This window comes from Ancylobacter mangrovi, from assembly GCF_024752335.1.
Lineage (GTDB): Bacteria > Pseudomonadota > Alphaproteobacteria > Rhizobiales > Xanthobacteraceae > Ancylobacter > Ancylobacter mangrovi.
The window spans coordinates 640810-655623 of the sequence record NZ_JANTHY010000002.1 but is presented as its reverse complement, the minus strand read 5'-3'; the positions used below and the strand labels follow the sequence as shown (position 1 = coordinate 655623).

Annotated in this window: 18 protein-coding genes; 13 read left to right on the top strand and 5 right to left on the bottom strand. The window is 70.8% G+C overall.

The window, feature by feature from the left end; translation table 11 throughout:
- Positions 1 to 10: 10 nt before the first annotated feature.
- The gene (gene secB / locus NVS83_RS08885; RefSeq protein WP_258738990.1) at positions 11 to 478 is read right to left on the bottom strand and encodes a protein-export chaperone SecB; all 468 of its coding nucleotides are present in this window, start codon (positions 476 to 478) and stop codon (positions 11 to 13) included.
- Between the two features lie 438 nt (positions 479 to 916).
- Here secB and NVS83_RS08880 point away from each other — a divergent pair, with 438 nt between their 5' ends.
- Genes NVS83_RS08880 through NVS83_RS08865 form a run of 4 tightly spaced genes read left to right on the top strand, consistent with a single transcriptional unit; the run spans position 917 to position 3968 of the window.
- A complete protein-coding gene (locus tag NVS83_RS08880; RefSeq protein ID WP_258738989.1) occupies positions 917 to 1642 on the top strand; it encodes a Tim44/TimA family putative adaptor protein in 726 nt (241 codons plus the stop codon).
- A gap of 12 nt (positions 1643 to 1654) precedes the next feature.
- Complete coding sequence (mltA, locus tag NVS83_RS08875; RefSeq protein WP_258738988.1) at positions 1655 to 2995, top strand: murein transglycosylase A; 1341 nt, start codon at positions 1655 to 1657, stop codon at positions 2993 to 2995.
- Positions 2992 to 3606, top strand: a complete 615-nt coding sequence (locus NVS83_RS08870; protein WP_258738987.1) for a Smr/MutS family protein — start codon at positions 2992 to 2994, stop codon at positions 3604 to 3606. Before mltA ends, NVS83_RS08870 begins: the two co-directional genes overlap by 4 nt.
- Positions 3603 to 3968: a helix-turn-helix domain-containing protein gene (locus NVS83_RS08865; RefSeq protein WP_258738986.1), complete on the top strand. Its 366-nt coding sequence runs from the start codon at positions 3603 to 3605 to the stop codon at positions 3966 to 3968. The genes NVS83_RS08870 and NVS83_RS08865 overlap by 4 nt, the downstream gene beginning before the upstream one ends.
- Positions 3969 to 4025: 57 nt before the next feature.
- Here NVS83_RS08865 and hslU read toward each other — a convergent pair whose 3' ends face one another.
- The 3 genes from hslU to NVS83_RS08850 are packed head-to-tail and all read right to left on the bottom strand — an operon-like array spanning position 4026 to position 7207.
- Entirely contained in the window at positions 4026 to 5333 is a 1308-nt protein-coding gene (hslU, locus tag NVS83_RS08860; protein WP_258732163.1) for an ATP-dependent protease ATPase subunit HslU, read from the bottom strand.
- A 49-nt stretch (positions 5334 to 5382) separates the two neighbouring features.
- Positions 5383 to 5928 (bottom strand): ATP-dependent protease subunit HslV, encoded by a 546-nt coding sequence (gene hslV / locus NVS83_RS08855; RefSeq protein WP_258738985.1) that lies wholly within the window; start codon positions 5926 to 5928, stop codon positions 5383 to 5385.
- Between the two features lie 43 nt (positions 5929 to 5971).
- Entirely contained in the window at positions 5972 to 7207 is a 1236-nt protein-coding gene (locus NVS83_RS08850; RefSeq protein ID WP_258738983.1) for an MFS transporter, read from the bottom strand.
- A 218-nt stretch (positions 7208 to 7425) separates the two neighbouring features.
- On the opposite strand from NVS83_RS08850, the gene hisB reads away from it, so the two are divergent.
- From hisB to NVS83_RS08805, 9 genes are all read left to right on the top strand, one after another.
- Positions 7426 to 8019 (top strand): imidazoleglycerol-phosphate dehydratase HisB, encoded by a 594-nt coding sequence (gene hisB, locus NVS83_RS08845; RefSeq protein WP_258738982.1) that lies wholly within the window; start codon positions 7426 to 7428, stop codon positions 8017 to 8019.
- Positions 8020 to 8029: 10 nt separating this feature from the next.
- A complete protein-coding gene (locus NVS83_RS08840) occupies positions 8030 to 8524 on the top strand; it encodes a DUF2628 domain-containing protein (RefSeq protein WP_258738981.1) in 495 nt (164 codons plus the stop codon).
- Positions 8524 to 9183 (top strand): imidazole glycerol phosphate synthase subunit HisH, encoded by a 660-nt coding sequence (gene hisH, locus NVS83_RS08835; RefSeq protein WP_374115037.1) that lies wholly within the window; start codon positions 8524 to 8526, stop codon positions 9181 to 9183. The genes NVS83_RS08840 and hisH overlap by 1 nt, the downstream gene beginning before the upstream one ends.
- On the top strand, positions 9180 to 9914 hold the full coding sequence (gene hisA / locus NVS83_RS08830) for a 1-(5-phosphoribosyl)-5-[(5-phosphoribosylamino)methylideneamino]imidazole-4-carboxamide isomerase (RefSeq protein WP_258738979.1): 735 nt from the start codon (positions 9180 to 9182) through the stop codon (positions 9912 to 9914). Before hisH ends, hisA begins: the two co-directional genes overlap by 4 nt.
- A gap of 16 nt (positions 9915 to 9930) precedes the next feature.
- Positions 9931 to 10737, top strand: a complete 807-nt coding sequence (hisF, locus tag NVS83_RS08825) for an imidazole glycerol phosphate synthase subunit HisF (protein ID WP_258738978.1) — start codon at positions 9931 to 9933, stop codon at positions 10735 to 10737.
- Complete coding sequence (locus NVS83_RS08820; RefSeq protein ID WP_258732154.1) at positions 10734 to 11069, top strand: phosphoribosyl-ATP diphosphatase; 336 nt, start codon at positions 10734 to 10736, stop codon at positions 11067 to 11069. The genes hisF and NVS83_RS08820 overlap by 4 nt, the downstream gene beginning before the upstream one ends.
- Before the next feature lie 258 nt (positions 11070 to 11327).
- A complete protein-coding gene (gene coaA / locus NVS83_RS08815; RefSeq protein WP_258738977.1) occupies positions 11328 to 12287 on the top strand; it encodes a type I pantothenate kinase in 960 nt (319 codons plus the stop codon).
- A gap of 10 nt (positions 12288 to 12297) precedes the next feature.
- Positions 12298 to 12972, top strand: a complete 675-nt coding sequence (locus NVS83_RS08810; RefSeq protein WP_258738976.1) for an alpha-ketoglutarate-dependent dioxygenase AlkB family protein — start codon at positions 12298 to 12300, stop codon at positions 12970 to 12972.
- Between the two features lie 80 nt (positions 12973 to 13052).
- Complete coding sequence (locus NVS83_RS08805) at positions 13053 to 14015, top strand: hypothetical protein (RefSeq protein ID WP_258738975.1); 963 nt, start codon at positions 13053 to 13055, stop codon at positions 14013 to 14015.
- Positions 14016 to 14136: 121 nt separating this feature from the next.
- Here the strand turns inward: NVS83_RS08805 and grpE are convergent, their stop codons facing one another.
- Positions 14137 to 14757, bottom strand: a complete 621-nt coding sequence (gene grpE / locus NVS83_RS08800; RefSeq protein ID WP_258738974.1) for a nucleotide exchange factor GrpE — start codon at positions 14755 to 14757, stop codon at positions 14137 to 14139.
- Positions 14758 to 14814 lie beyond the last annotated feature (57 nt).

The following is a 14814-nucleotide window of genomic DNA, read 5'->3' as shown; positions in this document are numbered from 1 at the left end:
TCCTGTTCGCTCAGGAGGCGAGCACGTTGCTCGGCGGGGTCTTGGCCATGCGCTCGCGGTAGAGCGTGACGAAATCCACCGGATCGATCATCAGCGGCGGGAAGCCGCCATTGCGCACCGTGTCGGCGACGATCTGCCGCGCGAACGGGAACAGCATGCGCGGGCACTCGATCATGATGAAGGGGTGCATGGTCTCCTGCGCCACGTTCTGGGCGCGGAACACGCCGGCATAGGCGAGCTCGACCGCGAACAGCGTCTTGCCGCCGCGCTCGGCCTTGGCTTCGATCTTCAGCTCGACCTCGAAGTCGCCGTCGCGGATCGGGCGCGCATTGACGCCGATCTGGATGCCGATCTGCGGCTGTCCCGCCGGCTGCAGCGATTCGGGCGCGCCCGGATTCTCGAAGGACAGGTCCTTGGTGTACTGCGTCAGCACCTGCAGGGTGGGCATGGACGCGGCGGCGGTGTCGGTATCGGCCATCAGGATCTCCTCGGGTCCCCGCCGGCGGCAGGGCGCCTTTGCGGGGTCGTTCGCCGCTGGGTCGGAGGGTGCCGCCGCAGTCGGACGTCAAATCGGCGCGTGTCGCTAACACGGTTGCCGCCCGGCCTCAAGGCGCGCCGCGCCGCGCCGCGCCCGGGTACCGGAGGCGGCCCGCCGGGCGCGGCAAATCGCATCGAGCCTTGGCGCCGGATGGCCCCTTGCTCTACTCTTGCGTAAGGTAAGGGCCTTCCGGCCCCTCGCGCGAGGTGATGACGTTCCGTCAGTTCCCGGGCTGGCGAAATCGCGCGGACGGCGTAAATAGGCTGTAGAAGGCCGGGATCGGTCGTCGGTGGTGGACTTGGACGAAGCTCACACCACATATGACGATAAGGGTGCCATGGATGCCTGAGGCAAGGCGAAACGACGGCGATTAGCAACGTGTTCGATATCTATACGATCATCTTCCTGGCTCTCGCCGTGTTTATTTTCATACGGCTGCGCAGCGTGCTGGGTCAGCGTACCGGGCGCGAGCGACCGCCCTATGACCCCTATTCGCGGCGCGATCCCGCCAAGGCGCCGGCCGGCGGTTCGGACAAGGTCGTGAATTTTCCGGGCGCCGCCGAGGCCCCGGCGATTCCCGAGCCGGTCGAGCCCGCCGATCCGAACGAGCCGCGCCCAGCCCGCTGGACCGGCGTCGCCGAAGAAGGCTCGCCGGTCGCCACCGGGCTCGACGCGATCGCCGTGCAGGAGCGCGGCTTCGACGCGCAGCACTTCATCACCGGCGCCCGCGCGGCCTATGAGATGATCGTCGTCGCCTTCGCCAAGGGCGACCGCGCGGCGCTGAAGGACCTGCTCGCCCGCGAGGTGTTCGAGGGCTTCTCCTCCGCTATCGCCGAGCGCGAGCAGCGCGGCGAGAAGATGGAGACCCACTTCGTCGGCCTCGAGAAGGCGGACATCGTCGAGGCGCAGGTGAAGGGCCGCAGCGCCCAGATCACCGTGCGCTTCCTCTCCCAGCTCATCTCGGTGACGCGCAACCGCGCCGGCGACGTCATCGACGGCGATGCCGAGCAGGTGGTCGACGTCAAGGACGTGTGGACCTTCGCCCGCGATCTCGGTGCGCGCGACCCCAACTGGAAGCTCGTCGCCACAGAGGCCGCTTCGTGAGAAGATGATGGGGTGCGAACCGCTCTTCTCACCCTTGCCGCCCTGGCGCTGTCGGGCGCGCTGACCGGCCTCGTCCCGCCGCCCGTCTCCGGGCTTGCGGGTGCGTTGGGACCGGGGCTCGCCTATGCCTCTTCCGCCGGCAAGCACGCCTCCCGTAACCGCCACCGACCCGACTCCGTGCCGGTGCTGTTCCCGCAGGCGGCGCTGGAGCCGGTGCGCTTCGCCGATTTGCCCGGCTGGTCGTCGGACGATGTCGCTACCGTACTCGCCGCCTTCCGCCGGAGCTGCGCGATGAACGCGGCCAAGGGCGACCTCGTCACCCCGCCGCGCCCCTTCTTCACCGCGCTGGCGCCGATCTGTGCCCGGGTGCGGCATCTGCCCAGGCATGTCAGCGAGCACCGCGCGCGGGCCTTCCTCGAGCGCGAGTTCCGCCCCTACGCGATCGCCCCGATCGGCCAGCCGGACGGCTTTCTCACCGGCTATTACGAGCCGGAGGTGGAAGGCTCGCGCACGCGCACGGCCGAATTCCACACCCCGCTCTACCGGCGCCCGCCCGACCTCGTCACCGAGCCGCCGCCCAAGGGCAGCCCGCCCTCCAACCGCGCCCCGGCCTACCGGCGCGTGGACGGCAAGCTGGTGCCCTATTTCGACCGCGCGGCGATCGACGACGGGGCGCTGAAGGACAAGGGGCTGGAGATCGCCTGGGTGCGCGACCCGGCGGACGCCTTCTTCGCCCAGATCCAGGGCTCGATCCGCATCCGCCTGCCCGATGGCGGCGTGCTGCGCCTCAATTATGACGGCCATAACGGCCAGCCCTACACGCCGATCGGCCGGCTGCTGATCGAGCGCGGCCTGGTGCCGCGCGAGAAGATGTCGATGGACGCCATCCGCGCCTATATCGGGGCGCATCCGGAGGAGGGGCAGGCGCTGATGCGCGAGAACCGCTCCTTCATCTTCTTCCGCGAGGCGCACGAACTGAAGGCCGACGACGGCGCCGTCGGTGCGCAGGGCCTGCCGCTGGTGGCCGGACGCTCCATCGCCGTCGACAAGCGCATCCACGCCTATGGCACGCTGTTCTACATCGCCGCCGCGCTGCCGACCGGCACCGACGGCGCGCTGCAGCCCTTCGACCGGCTGATGGTGGCGCAGGATACCGGCTCGGCCATCGTCGGGCCGGCGCGGGCCGACATCTTCTTCGGCGCGGGCGACGTGGCGGGCTCGATCTCCGGCCGCATCCAGCATCCCGGCCGCTTCGTCATCCTGCTGCCGCGCGCGCTCGACCCCGCCCGGCACCGCGTGCCGCGCCCGCCCAAGCCGCCGGTGAGGTCCGAAGCGGTCTCGGAAGTGCCATGAGCGGGGCGGGCGAGAGCGGAGGTCGGCCGCGCCGAAGGCGCGTGCTCGGCGCCGAGGAGCGCGAATTGTGGGAGCTCGTCACCCGCTCGGTGCATCGGCTGCGCCCCGAGAAGCCGAAGCCGGCGCCCAAGGCCGAGACGCCTCCGCCCGAGGCGATGCCGGAAGCTCCCGACGCGCTGTCCAACGGCAAGGCCGCGCGTCCCCTCGCCCCGGCGCCGCGTCCGCGCGTGCCGGCACCCCCCCCGCTGACGCCGCTCGCCCCGCTGGAGCCGAAGCTGCGCCGCCGCCTGTCGCGCGGCGCCGAGGTCGATGCGCGCCTCGACCTGCACGGCATGACCCAGGCGGCCGCCCATGGCCGGCTGCTCGGCTTCCTGCGCGGGGCCCAGCATTCGGGTCATTCGCTGGTCTTGGTGATCACCGGCAAGGGCGACGGCGGCGGCCTGCTCGCCGGCGAGGGCGGGCGCGGCGTGCTGCGCCGCATGGTGCCGCAATGGCTCGCCTCGCCGGAGCTGCGCGCGGTGGTGGTCGGCTTCGAGACCGCCGGGCGCGGCCATGGCGGGGAAGGCGCGCTCTATGTGCGGGTGCGCCGGCTGAGGGAGGGGGGACGATGACGCCTTTCGGCCGCCGCATGCGCGAGCTGCGCGCCGAGCGCGGCGTGACGCTGACCCAGATGGCCGAGGGCATCGGCGTCTCGCCGGCCTATCTCTCGGCGCTGGAGCACGGCAAGCGAGGGCAGCCGACCTTCATCATGCTCCAGCGCATCATGGCCTATTTCAACGTCATCTGGGACGAGGCCGAGGCGCTGCGCATGCTGGCCGACATCTCCGACCCGCGGGTGACGGTTGACACCGCCGGCCTTTCGCCCGAGGCGACCGAGCTCGCCAACCTGCTGGCGCGCGAGATCGCCACCCTGCCGACCGAGGCGGTGGCCGAGCTGCTCGGCCGGCTGAAGATCCTCAGCCGCTGGGGGTGAGCGGGCGGCGTTTCACGTGAAACGCCCACCAGGCGCATGCCCCACCCGGTTCGCGCCTCACAGGATGAAGCGGGAGAGGTCCGCATTGCCGGCGAGGTCGGCGACCCGCTCGCGCACATAGGCGCCGTCGATGACGATGGTCTCGCCGTTACGGTCCGGCGCGTTGAAGGACAGATCGTCCAGCACCCGCTCGATCACCGTCTGCAGCCGGCGTGCGCCGATGTTCTCGACCGAGCCGTTCACCTGCACCGCGGCGTCCGCGATCGCCTCCACCGCGTCCTCGGTGATGTCGAGCGTCACCCCTTCGGTACCCATCAGCGCCACCGACTGCTTGACGAGGCTGGCCTCGGTCTCGGTGAGGATGCGCTTGAAGTCCTCGCGCGTCAGCGCCTCCAGCTCGACCCGGATCGGCAGCCGCCCCTGCAGCTCCGGCAGCAGGTCGGAGGGCTTGGACACGTGGAACGCGCCCGAGGCGATGAACAGGATGTGGTCGGTCTTCACCGGCCCGTGCTTGGTGGAGACGGTGGTGCCCTCGATCAGCGGCAGCAGGTCGCGCTGCACGCCCTCGCGCGAGACGTCGGCGCCCGAGCGCCCCTCGCGGCCGGCGATCTTGTCGATCTCGTCGAGGAACACGATGCCGTTCTCCTCCACCGCCCGGATCGCTTCCTGGACGATCGCGTCCTGGTCGATCAGCTTGTCGGCCTCCTCCGACAGCAGCAGCGGATGGGCGTCGCGCACGGTGACGCGGCGCGGCTTGGAGCGGCCGCCGAACGCCTTGCCGAGCATGTCGCCGATCGAGATGGCGCCCATCTGCGCGCCCGGCATGCCGGGAATCTCGAACATCGGCATGCCCTGGCCGCCGGAGGTGATCTCGATCTCGATCTCCTTGTCGTCCATCAGCCCGTCGCGCAGCTTCTTGCGGAAGCTCTCGCGGGTGCCGGAGGAGGCGGTGGAGCCGACCAGCGCGTCGAGCACGCGCTCCTCGGCGGCGAGATGCGCCTTGGCCTCCACGTCCTTGCGGCGCACGTCGCGCACGATGCCGATGCCGACCTCGACCAGGTCGCGCACGATCTGCTCGACGTCGCGCCCGACATAGCCGACCTCGGTGAACTTGGTCGCCTCGACCTTCAGGAAGGGCGCGCCGGCGAGCTTGGCCAGGCGGCGGGAGATCTCGGTCTTGCCCACCCCGGTCGGGCCGATCATCAGGATGTTCTTCGGCAGCACCTCCTCGCGCAGGCTTCCCTCGAGCTGCTGGCGGCGCCAGCGGTTGCGCAGGGCGATGGCGACGGCGCGCTTGGCGTTGTGCTGGCCGACGATGTAGCGGTCGAGCTCGGAGACGATTTCGCGGGGCGAGAAATTGGTCATTGAAAGGTCTTTCAGCAGCGGGTCGGGCCGGCGCGGGTCGGGCGCGGCCTCAGCCGATCGTCTCCACGACGACGTTGCCATTGGTGTAGATGCAGATATCCGCGGCGATGGCGAGGCTCTTGCGCACGATCTGCTCGGCGTCCTGCCCGCTGTCGGCGAGCGCGCGCGCGGCCGCCAGCGCGTAGCCGCCGCCCGAGCCGATGGCGGCGATCCCGCCCTCTGGCTCCAGCACGTCGCCGGTGCCGGTCAGCACCAGGGTGGTGGTGGCGTCGGCGACGATCATCATCGCCTCCAGCCGGCGCAGGTAGCGGTCGGTGCGCCAGTCCTTGGCGAGCTCGACCGCGGCGCGCTGGAGCTGGCCCGGATACTGCTCGAGCTTGGCCTCCAGCCGCTCGAACAGGGTGAAGGCGTCGGCGGTGGCGCCGGCGAAGCCGCCGATCACGTCGCCGCGCCCGAGCCGGCGCACCTTGCGCGCATTCGACTTCATCACCGTGTTGCCGAGCGTCACCTGCCCGTCGCCGCCGATGGCGACCCGCCCGCCGGTGCGCACGGAGACGATGGTGGTGCCGTAGATCGTGTCGGGGGAATGCGTCATGAAGAGCTCCGATCGGGAAGCCCTTACTTAAGCCCTCGCCGTCTCAGCGCAACTCGGGCGCGGGCACGGGCGCGCGGGCGAGCTTCAGTCCCGGCAGCAGGGCGGTGAGCACCAGCACGCCGCCGAGCGCCAGGAACAGGTCCGCCGGCAGCACAGCGAGCAGGCTCGTGAGCAGCCCGGCAAGGAACACCGAGAGCGCGACGCTGGCATTGGCGATGCCCAGCGCCCAGCCGCGCTCGGTCTCGTCGACCGCCGAGGAGATGGCGGCGAGCAGGGTGACATAGGCCAGGATGTTGCTCGCGGTCGACAGGAACGCCACCGCGACCTGCCCCCAGGCCGGCAGCGGCGCCGCGCTGACGATCAGGAACAGCCCGCACAGGGCGAGGCCGAGCAGCGCCGTCGCCCGGTCGCTGCCGAGCCTCGCGCGCGCCCATTTGAAGCCGATGGCCGAGGAGAAGGCGCAGCCGAGCCCCAGCACCATCGAGAACAGGCCGAGGCCCCCGGTCGAGAAGCCGTAGCTGCGCTGCATCTCGACCAGGATGAAGGTGTAGTAGATCAGGAAGCCGAGCTGGAACAGCAGGAACGCCGCCGCCGGCACCCGTATGGCCTGCCGCTGGCCGATCCGCGCCAGCAGCAGGAAGGGCTGGCGCCAATCGAGCGCGAGCGTCCGGCGCGCCTCGTCATGGGCGAAGCGGGCGCCGCGCAGCAGTACCAGCGTCGCGACGCACAACACCAGCGCAAGGGCGAGCGGCAGGCGGAAGTCGAGATGGCCGAGCAGGCCGCCCAGCGCCGGGCCGGCCACCATGCCGAGCGTATTCGCCAGCACCACCTGCGCCACCGCCGCGCTGCGCCGCTCCTCCGGCACCGAATCGACCATCGCCGCCTGCGCGATCGGCGCGGTGCCGGCCATGAGGCCGGACAGCAGCCGGCCGAGGAAGAACAGCCACAGATGGCCGATCTCCAGCGAAGCCCACATCAGGGCGTAGCTCAGCGCCAGCCCGCCCATGCAGATCATCAGCGTGCGCCGGCGCCCCAGCGCGTCCGACAAATCGCCGAGCAGGGCGGCGCCGAAGAACATGCCGACCGGGAACAGCGAGAAGGCGAGCGAGAGCAGCGCGTCGCGCATCGCGGGCGAATAGCCGGCCGTGATCGCCCCGCCGTCGAACAGGGCGACGATCAGCGGGTACATCAGCCCGAAGGAGAAGATGTCGATGAAGACGGCCAGGAACAGCGGCGCCCGGGCGCGCAGCCGCGTGGTCTGCAGACCGGTGACGTCCATGGCGAAGGCCTTCGATGCTGCAGGGTCGGGGAGAGGGGCCGCGCGGGCAGCCCGGTAGTGTCGATGATGGCCGACTTCACCCCGGCACGCCAGCGCTGCCGCGCCGCGCGAACGCGCGTTTGCCGCCCGCCTGGCGGGCCGCTCGCCGCCCGGCGCCGCGCGTATGGCATCGCGGTGCCATTGCTGCTAAGACGCCCGCTCTTCCGGGAGCCCCTTTCATGCGCACGGCCAGCATCACCCGCGCCACCAAGGAAACGCAGATCCGCCTTGCCGTCGACCTCGACGGCACGGGCAAGGCGTCGATCGCCACCGGGATCGGCTTCTTCGACCACATGCTCGACCTCCTCGCGCGCCATTCGCGCATCGACATGGAGATCGAGGCCACGGGCGACCTGCACATCGACTTCCACCACACGGTGGAGGATGTCGGCATCGCGCTCGGCCAGGCGGTGAAGACTGCGCTCGGCGACATGCGCGGCATCACCCGCTATGCGAGCCTGCACCTGCCGATGGACGAGACCCTGACCCGGGTCGCGCTCGACATTTCCGGCCGCCCGTTCCTGGTGTTCCGCACCGAGTTCGCGGCGCCGAAGATCGGCGAGTTCGACACCGAGCTGGTGCGCGAGTTCTTTCAAGCGTTCGCCATCAATGCCGGGCTGACGCTGCATGTGGAGACGCTCTACGGCCTCAATGCGCACCACATCGCCGAGAGCTGCTTCAAGGGACTGGCGCGGGCGCTGCGCCTCGCGGTGGCGATCGACCCGGCGATGGCCGGCGAGATCCCGTCCACCAAGGGCAGCCTCGGCGGCTGAGGGCGAAGCCATGGCGATCTGGACCGTATTCGAGCTGGACGAGGCGGAGGCGACGACCGAGCGCTGGGCGCAGAAGGTCGCCTTCGTGCGCGAGGGCTTCTCGTGGAGCGCGCTCTTCTTCGCGCCGCTGGTGCTGCTGGCGCACCGGCTGTGGCTCGGCCTGCTGGCCTATCTCGCGATACAGGGCGCGCTGCTGGGCACGGTCTATCTGCTCGACGTCGATTCCGACGCGCTGGTGCTGCTGGCGCTGACCCATCTCGCGGTGGCGCTCATGCTGCCGGACCTGCGGCGCGGCAAGCTGCTGCTGTGGGGCTACGAGGAGACCGGGGCGGTCGCCGCGCGCCGGCTGGAGGAGGCCGAGCAGCGCTATTTCGAGGCCCGCCTCAACGCCGTGCCGGCCCCGCGCGAGACCCTCGCAGCCGCCCGCACCCCCGCGGCGGCCCCGCTGCCGGCGCGCCCCGCCGGGGCCGACGTGCTCGGCCTGTTCCCGGAGGCGGGACGATGATGCCGCCCGCTCCCGTCGCCCTGATCGACTACGGGTCGGGCAATCTGCATTCCGCCGGCAAGGCGCTGGAGCGCGCCGCGCGCGAGAGCGGCAGCGGCCGGGCGATCATCGTCACCGCCGACCCGGAGGTGGTGCGCGCCGCCGACCGCGTGGTGCTGCCCGGCGTCGGCGCCTATGCCGACTGCCGGCGTGGGCTCGACGACGTGCCCGGCATGGTGGAGGCGCTGACCGAGGTGGTGATGGGGCGCGGCCGGCCGTTCCTCGGCATCTGCGTCGGCCTCCAGCTCTTGGCGACGCGCGGGCTGGAGCACGGTGTGACGCCGGGGCTCGACTGGATCGCCGGCGAGGTGGTGAAGATCGCCCCGGACGACCCGGCGCTGAAGATCCCCCATATGGGCTGGAACGGGCTCGACATGCGGCGCCCGCACCCGCTCCTCGCGGGCATCCCGACCGGCGCGGACGGGCTCGACGCCTATTTCGTGCATTCCTATCACCTCGCGCCGGCGCGGCCCGAGGACGTGGTCGCCACCACCGATTACGGGCAGGCGGTGACCGCCATGGTCGCGCGCGACAACGTCGCCGGCACGCAGTTCCATCCCGAGAAGAGCCAGCGCCTCGGCCTCGCCCTCCTCGCCAACTTCCTTGCGTGGACGCCGTGATTCTCTTCCCCGCCATCGATCTCAAGGACGGCAAGTGCGTGCGCCTGAAGCAGGGCGACATGGCGCAGGCGACCGTCTTCAACCACGACCCCGCCCAGCAGGCGGCGCAGTTCGAGCATGACGGTTTCCGCTACCTGCACATTGTCGATCTCGACGGCGCCTTCGCCGGCAAGCCGGTCAACGCCCATGCGGTGGAGCGGATTCTCGAGGCGGTGACCATGCCGGTCCAGCTCGGCGGCGGCATCCGCGACCTCGCCGGCGTCGAGGCGTGGCTGGAGAAGGGCATCACCCGGGTGATCCTCGGCACCGCCGCGGTGCGCGATCCCGCCTTCGTGCGCGAGGCGGCGCGCTGCCATCCCGGCCGCGTCGCCGTCGGGCTCGACGCGCGCGAGGGCCGCGTGGCGGTGGAAGGCTGGGCCGAGACCTCGGACCTGACCGCGCTGGAGCTCGCCCGCCGCTTCGAGGATGCCGGCGTCGCCGCGATCATCTACACCGACATCTCCCGCGACGGCCTGCTCAAGGGCCTGAACCTCGAGGCCACCATCGCCCTCGCCGAGGCGATCTCGATTCCCGTCGTCGCCTCGGGCGGCCTCGCCTCGCTTGACGACGTGCGCGCGCTGCTCGACCCGCGCGCCGCCAAGCTCGAAGGCGCGATCACCGGCCGCGCGCTCTATGACGGGCGGCTCGACCCGCACGCCGCGCTGGCGCTGGTGGCGGGGCTCGCGGCATGAACCCGGCGGAACGTCCATGCTGAAGGTCCGCGTCATCCCCTGCCTCGACGTCAAGGACGGGCGCGTCGTCAAGGGCGTGAAGTTCGTCGACCTGCGCGACGCCGGCGATCCGGTGGAGGCAGCCAAGGCCTATGATGCCGCCGGCGCCGACGAATTGTGCTTCCTCGACATCACCGCCAGCCACGAGGCGCGTGGCACGCTGATCGACGTGGTGAGCCGCACCGCCGAGCAGTGCTTCATGCCGCTCACCGTGGGCGGGGGCGTGCGCACGGTGGAGGACATCCGTGCGCTCTTGAACGCGGGCGCCGACAAGGTGTCGATCAACACCGCCGCGGTAAACCGGCGCGATTTCGTGCGCGAGGCGGCGGAGAAATTCGGCGAGCAGTGCATCGTCGTCGCCATCGACGCCAAGAAGGTCTCGGGCGCGGGCGAGCCGGACCGCTGGGAGATCTTCACCCATGGCGGGCGCAACCGCACCGGCATCGACGCGGTGGAGTATGCGCGCGAGGTGGTCGCGCTCGGCGCCGGCGAGATCCTGCTGACCTCGATGGACCGCGACGGCACCGGCGAGGGCTTCGATCTCGCGCTGACCCGCGCCATCGCCGACGCGGTGCCGGTGCCGGTGATCGCCTCGGGCGGTGTCGGCACGCTCGATCACCTGGTCGAGGGCATCAGCAAGGGCGGCGCCTCGGCGGTGCTCGCCGCCTCGATCTTCCATTTCGGCACCTTCACCATCGGCGAGGCGAAGGACCGCCTCGCCGCCGCCGGGCTCGCCGTGCGGGCCGGCGGGGGCGACGATTTCGGGCAGGAGAGCGGGACATGAGCGAAGCGCCCGGCCGGGTGAGCCTCGAGGACCTCGCCGCCATCGTCGCCGCCCGCGCGGCCACGGGCGGGGAGAGCTCCTACACGCGCAGCCTGATCGCCAGGGGGGTCGCCAAATGCGCCCAGAAGCTCGGCGAGGAGGCGGTGGAGACGGCGCTGGCGGCGGTCGGCACCGATACCAAAGCCGTCATTTCGGAGAGCGCCGATCTTCTCTACCATCTCGCCGTGCTGCTGCAGGCGCGCGGCGTCAGCCTGGACGACGTCTATGCGGAACTGGGACGCCGGACGCACCAGTCCGGCCTTGAGGAGAAGGCCTCCCGGCCGAAGGCGTGAACGCGCGGCCGCCGGCTGCCCTCGCGCCCATTGCCTCGTCGTCTTCCGCTTCGTCGCCTTTCGTTTCGCGACCTTCCGCCCTTTCGCAGCCTTCCGTCCTGCCGCTGCGTCGGCCCGCGCCGTGCCATGCGCGGGCGTCGCGGCCGCCATCGCAGCTTGCTGTATCGCTTTGCCCCGCTCTGGGTTATGTGGTCGACCAGCGCCCGGCGCCGGCAATGACCGGGCGATGGTTCTGGAAACGTCCTCGGAATCCCGCCCATGGATCTGAAGCTCGACAAGGCCGGGCTGTCGCCCTACCGCAATTTCTCGCGCGTGGAATGGGCGGGACTGCGCGCCGACACGCCCCAGCCGCTGACGCCGGACGAGATCACCCGTCTGCAGGGCCTCAACGACCGTCTCTCGCTGTCGGAGATCGAGGAGATCTACCTGCCGCTTTCGCGCCTGCTGTCGATCTATGTCGGCGCGACGCAGAAGCTGTTCCGGGCGATGCAGAAATTCCTCGGCCCCGAGGATACCGGCAAGATGCCCTATGTCATCGGCGTCGCCGGCTCGGTGGCGGTCGGCAAGTCCACCACCTCGCGCGTGCTGCAGGCGCTGCTCGGGCGCTGGCCGAACACGCCCAAGGTCGCGCTGGTCACCACCGACGGCTTCCTGCTGCCCAACGCGGTGCTGGAGCGCGAGGGGCTGATGGGGCGCAAGGGCTTTCCCGAGAGCTACGACCTGCCGGCGCTGCTGCACTTCCTGTCCGACATCAAGGCCGGCCGCCGGCCGGTGCGGGCGCCGATCTACAGCCATTTCAACTACGACGTCCTGCCGCACGAGACGGTCGAGGTCGACCAGCCCGACATCCTCATCGTCGAGGGGCTGAACGTGCTGCAGACCAGCCGCCCGCCCAAGGACGGCAAGGGCATCCCCTTCGTCTCCGACTTCTTCGACTTCAAGATCTACATCGACGCCGACGAGGCGATCCTCGAGCGCTGGTATGTCGAGCGCTTCATGCGCCTGCGCGAGACCGCCTTCCGCGACCCGGCCGCCTATTTCCACCGCTATTCCGGGCTCTCCGACAGCGAGGCCGACACCACCGCCCGCTCGATCTGGCGCTCGATCAACCTGCTCAACCTGCGCGAGAACATCCTGCCGACCCGCCAGCGCGCCGACCTCATCCTGCGCAAGGGCGGGGACCATGAGGTCGAGGCGGTCTCGCTGCGCAAGCTCTGAGGGGCAGGCGATGGCCACGGCCACGAAAACCGCTCCCGCGCCGGCAGCGCCGGTCGAAATCGCCCCCGGCTGCCTGTGGTGGTCCGGCTGGCTCGACCGCCCGGCGCAGGAGGCGCTCGCCGCCGAGCTGCGGCAGGTTCTCGCCCGCGCGCCGCTCTTCACCCCGCGCATGCCGCGCACCGGCAAGCCGTTCTCGGTGCGGATGTCGAATTGCGGGCCGCTCGGCTGGGTGTCGGACGAGACCGGCTATCGCTACCAGCCGACCCATCCCGAGACCGGCGAGCGCTGGCCGCCCATGCCGGCGGCGCTGCTGGAAGCCTGGGAGAAGCTCTCCGGCGCCGCCCTTGCGCCCGAGGCCTGCCTCATCAACTGGTACGCGCCCGGCGCCCGCATGGGGCTGCACCAGGACCGCGACGAGCGCGAATTCGGCGCGCCGGTGCTCTCGCTCTCGCTGGGCGACACCGCGCTGTTCCGCATCGGCGGCACCAGCCGGCGCGATCCGACCCGCTCGATCCGCCTCGCCTCGGGCGACGCGCTCGTTCTGGCCGGCCCGAGCCGCCTCGCCTTTCACGGCATCGACCGCATCGTGCCGGACAGCTCGACCCTGCTAAAGCAGCCCGGGCGCATCAATCTCACGTTACGTCGTGTAAATCCTGCAGGAAATGGCGGAATTCCGCCGTCTTGACGTCCCAATTGGGCTGGACCGCCCGACACGTACCGGACAGGTTCGGGGGCGGACCGCCGATCTTACTCGAAGGAAACGGAATGAGCCGCCTCGCCCGTGCCCGCCTCTGCCACGTCCTCGCCGCCTGGTTCCTGCTCGTCGCCGCGGCGCTTCCCGCCGCCGCGCAGGAGGCGGTGTTCCCCAATGACGGCACGGTCGGCCTGGTGCCGCCGTCCGGCATGTCGGAAATTCCCGGCGTTCCCGGCTTCGAGGACCGGGTGGCCCACGCCGCGATCCTCATCATGGAGGTGCCCGGCACCGCGCTGGAGGACGTCTCCAAGAGCTTCACCCCCGAGGCGCTCGAGACCAAGGGCGTGACGGTGGAGAACAGGCGCGACGTGACCCTGAAGAGCGGGGCCAAGGGCGTGCTGATGAGCGGCTACCAGACCATGGGCGCGGCCGCGCTGAAGAAGTGGATCATGCTGGTTGGCGACGGCAAGCAGGGCGCCATGGTCACGGTGCAGTTCCCCGAGGATTCGGCCGCCCGCTATTCCGACGACGCGGTCGAGGCGGCGCTGATGAGCGTCACCTTCCGCCCGCCGCCGACCCAGGAGGAGCTGCTCTCGCGCCTGCCCTTCACCATCAAGGACATGGAAGGCTACCGGGTGGTGCGCGTGTTCGGCACCAATGCCGCGCTGCTGACCAAGGGCGACGCCGCCAGCGGCGACCTCTCGCGCCAGCCCTTCTTCATCGTCTCGATCGCCCCGGGCGAGGTGCGCGAGGACGACCGCGAAAGCCTCGCCAAGCGCGCCATCTCCAGCGTGCCGGGGGTGAAGGAGCTGAAGATCGAGCGCGGCGGCACGCTGCGCATCGGCGGGCAGCCGGGCTACGAGCTGATCGCCAACGCGGTGGAGATGCGCACCGGCACGCCGGTCAAGGTGGCGCAATGGGTGCGCTTCGGCCGCTCCGGCTATGTGCGCATGGTCGGCGTCGCGCCGGCCGAGGGCTTCGACACCAGCTTCAACGAGATGCGCGGCCTGCGCGACGGCATCGAGCTGCGCTGAGCGCGGGCGGCAGAGCGCGCACGAAAAAAAAATGCCGTGCGACGATTGTCTCGTCGCCCGGCGGTTCGGGAAAGGGTTCGCGGATCGATGTGAGGATCGCCGGGGAGGGCCGGCGGCCCGTTCAGCTCTCGGCGGCGGGCGCTTCGGCCGGGGCCGCCTTGGGGCCGCCCTTGGATACGCCGACCAGCGCCGGGCGCAGCACCCGCCCGCCGATCGTGTAGCCGGGCTGGATCACCTGCACGACCGTGCCGGAGGGCACGTCCTCGTTCGGCACCTCGAACATCGCCTGATGGAGGTTCGGGTCGAACTTCGACCCCTCCGCCTCGATGCGCGCCACGCCATGCTTGGTGAGCGTCTGGTTCAGCGCGCGGGAGGTCAGCTCGATGCCGTCGATCAGCGTCTTCAGCGTGCCCTCGGCGGCGGCGCGGGCCTCGGCGTCGATGGCGCCCATGGCGCGCTCGAAATCGTCGGCCACGGTCAGCACGTCGCGGGCGAAGCTGGTGATGCCGTAGACCTTGGCGTCCGCCACCTCGCGCTCGGCGCGCCGGCGCACATTGTCCGCCTCGGCGAAGGCGCGCAGGAACTTGTCCTTCAGGCTCGCGACCTCGGCCTCGAGGCGTTCCTTCTCGGCCGCCCACGGGGCGGCGTCATCCGCCGGGGCCGCCGCCGCGCCGATCTCCTCGTCGGGAGTGCCGGGCGTTGCGTCGGTCTGGTCCGCCGGATTGCGGGAATTATCGCTCATAAGTACCTCGTCGGGAGAAATTTCGCGTCCGCCGACCCTGTCAGGCGGCCATTTCGT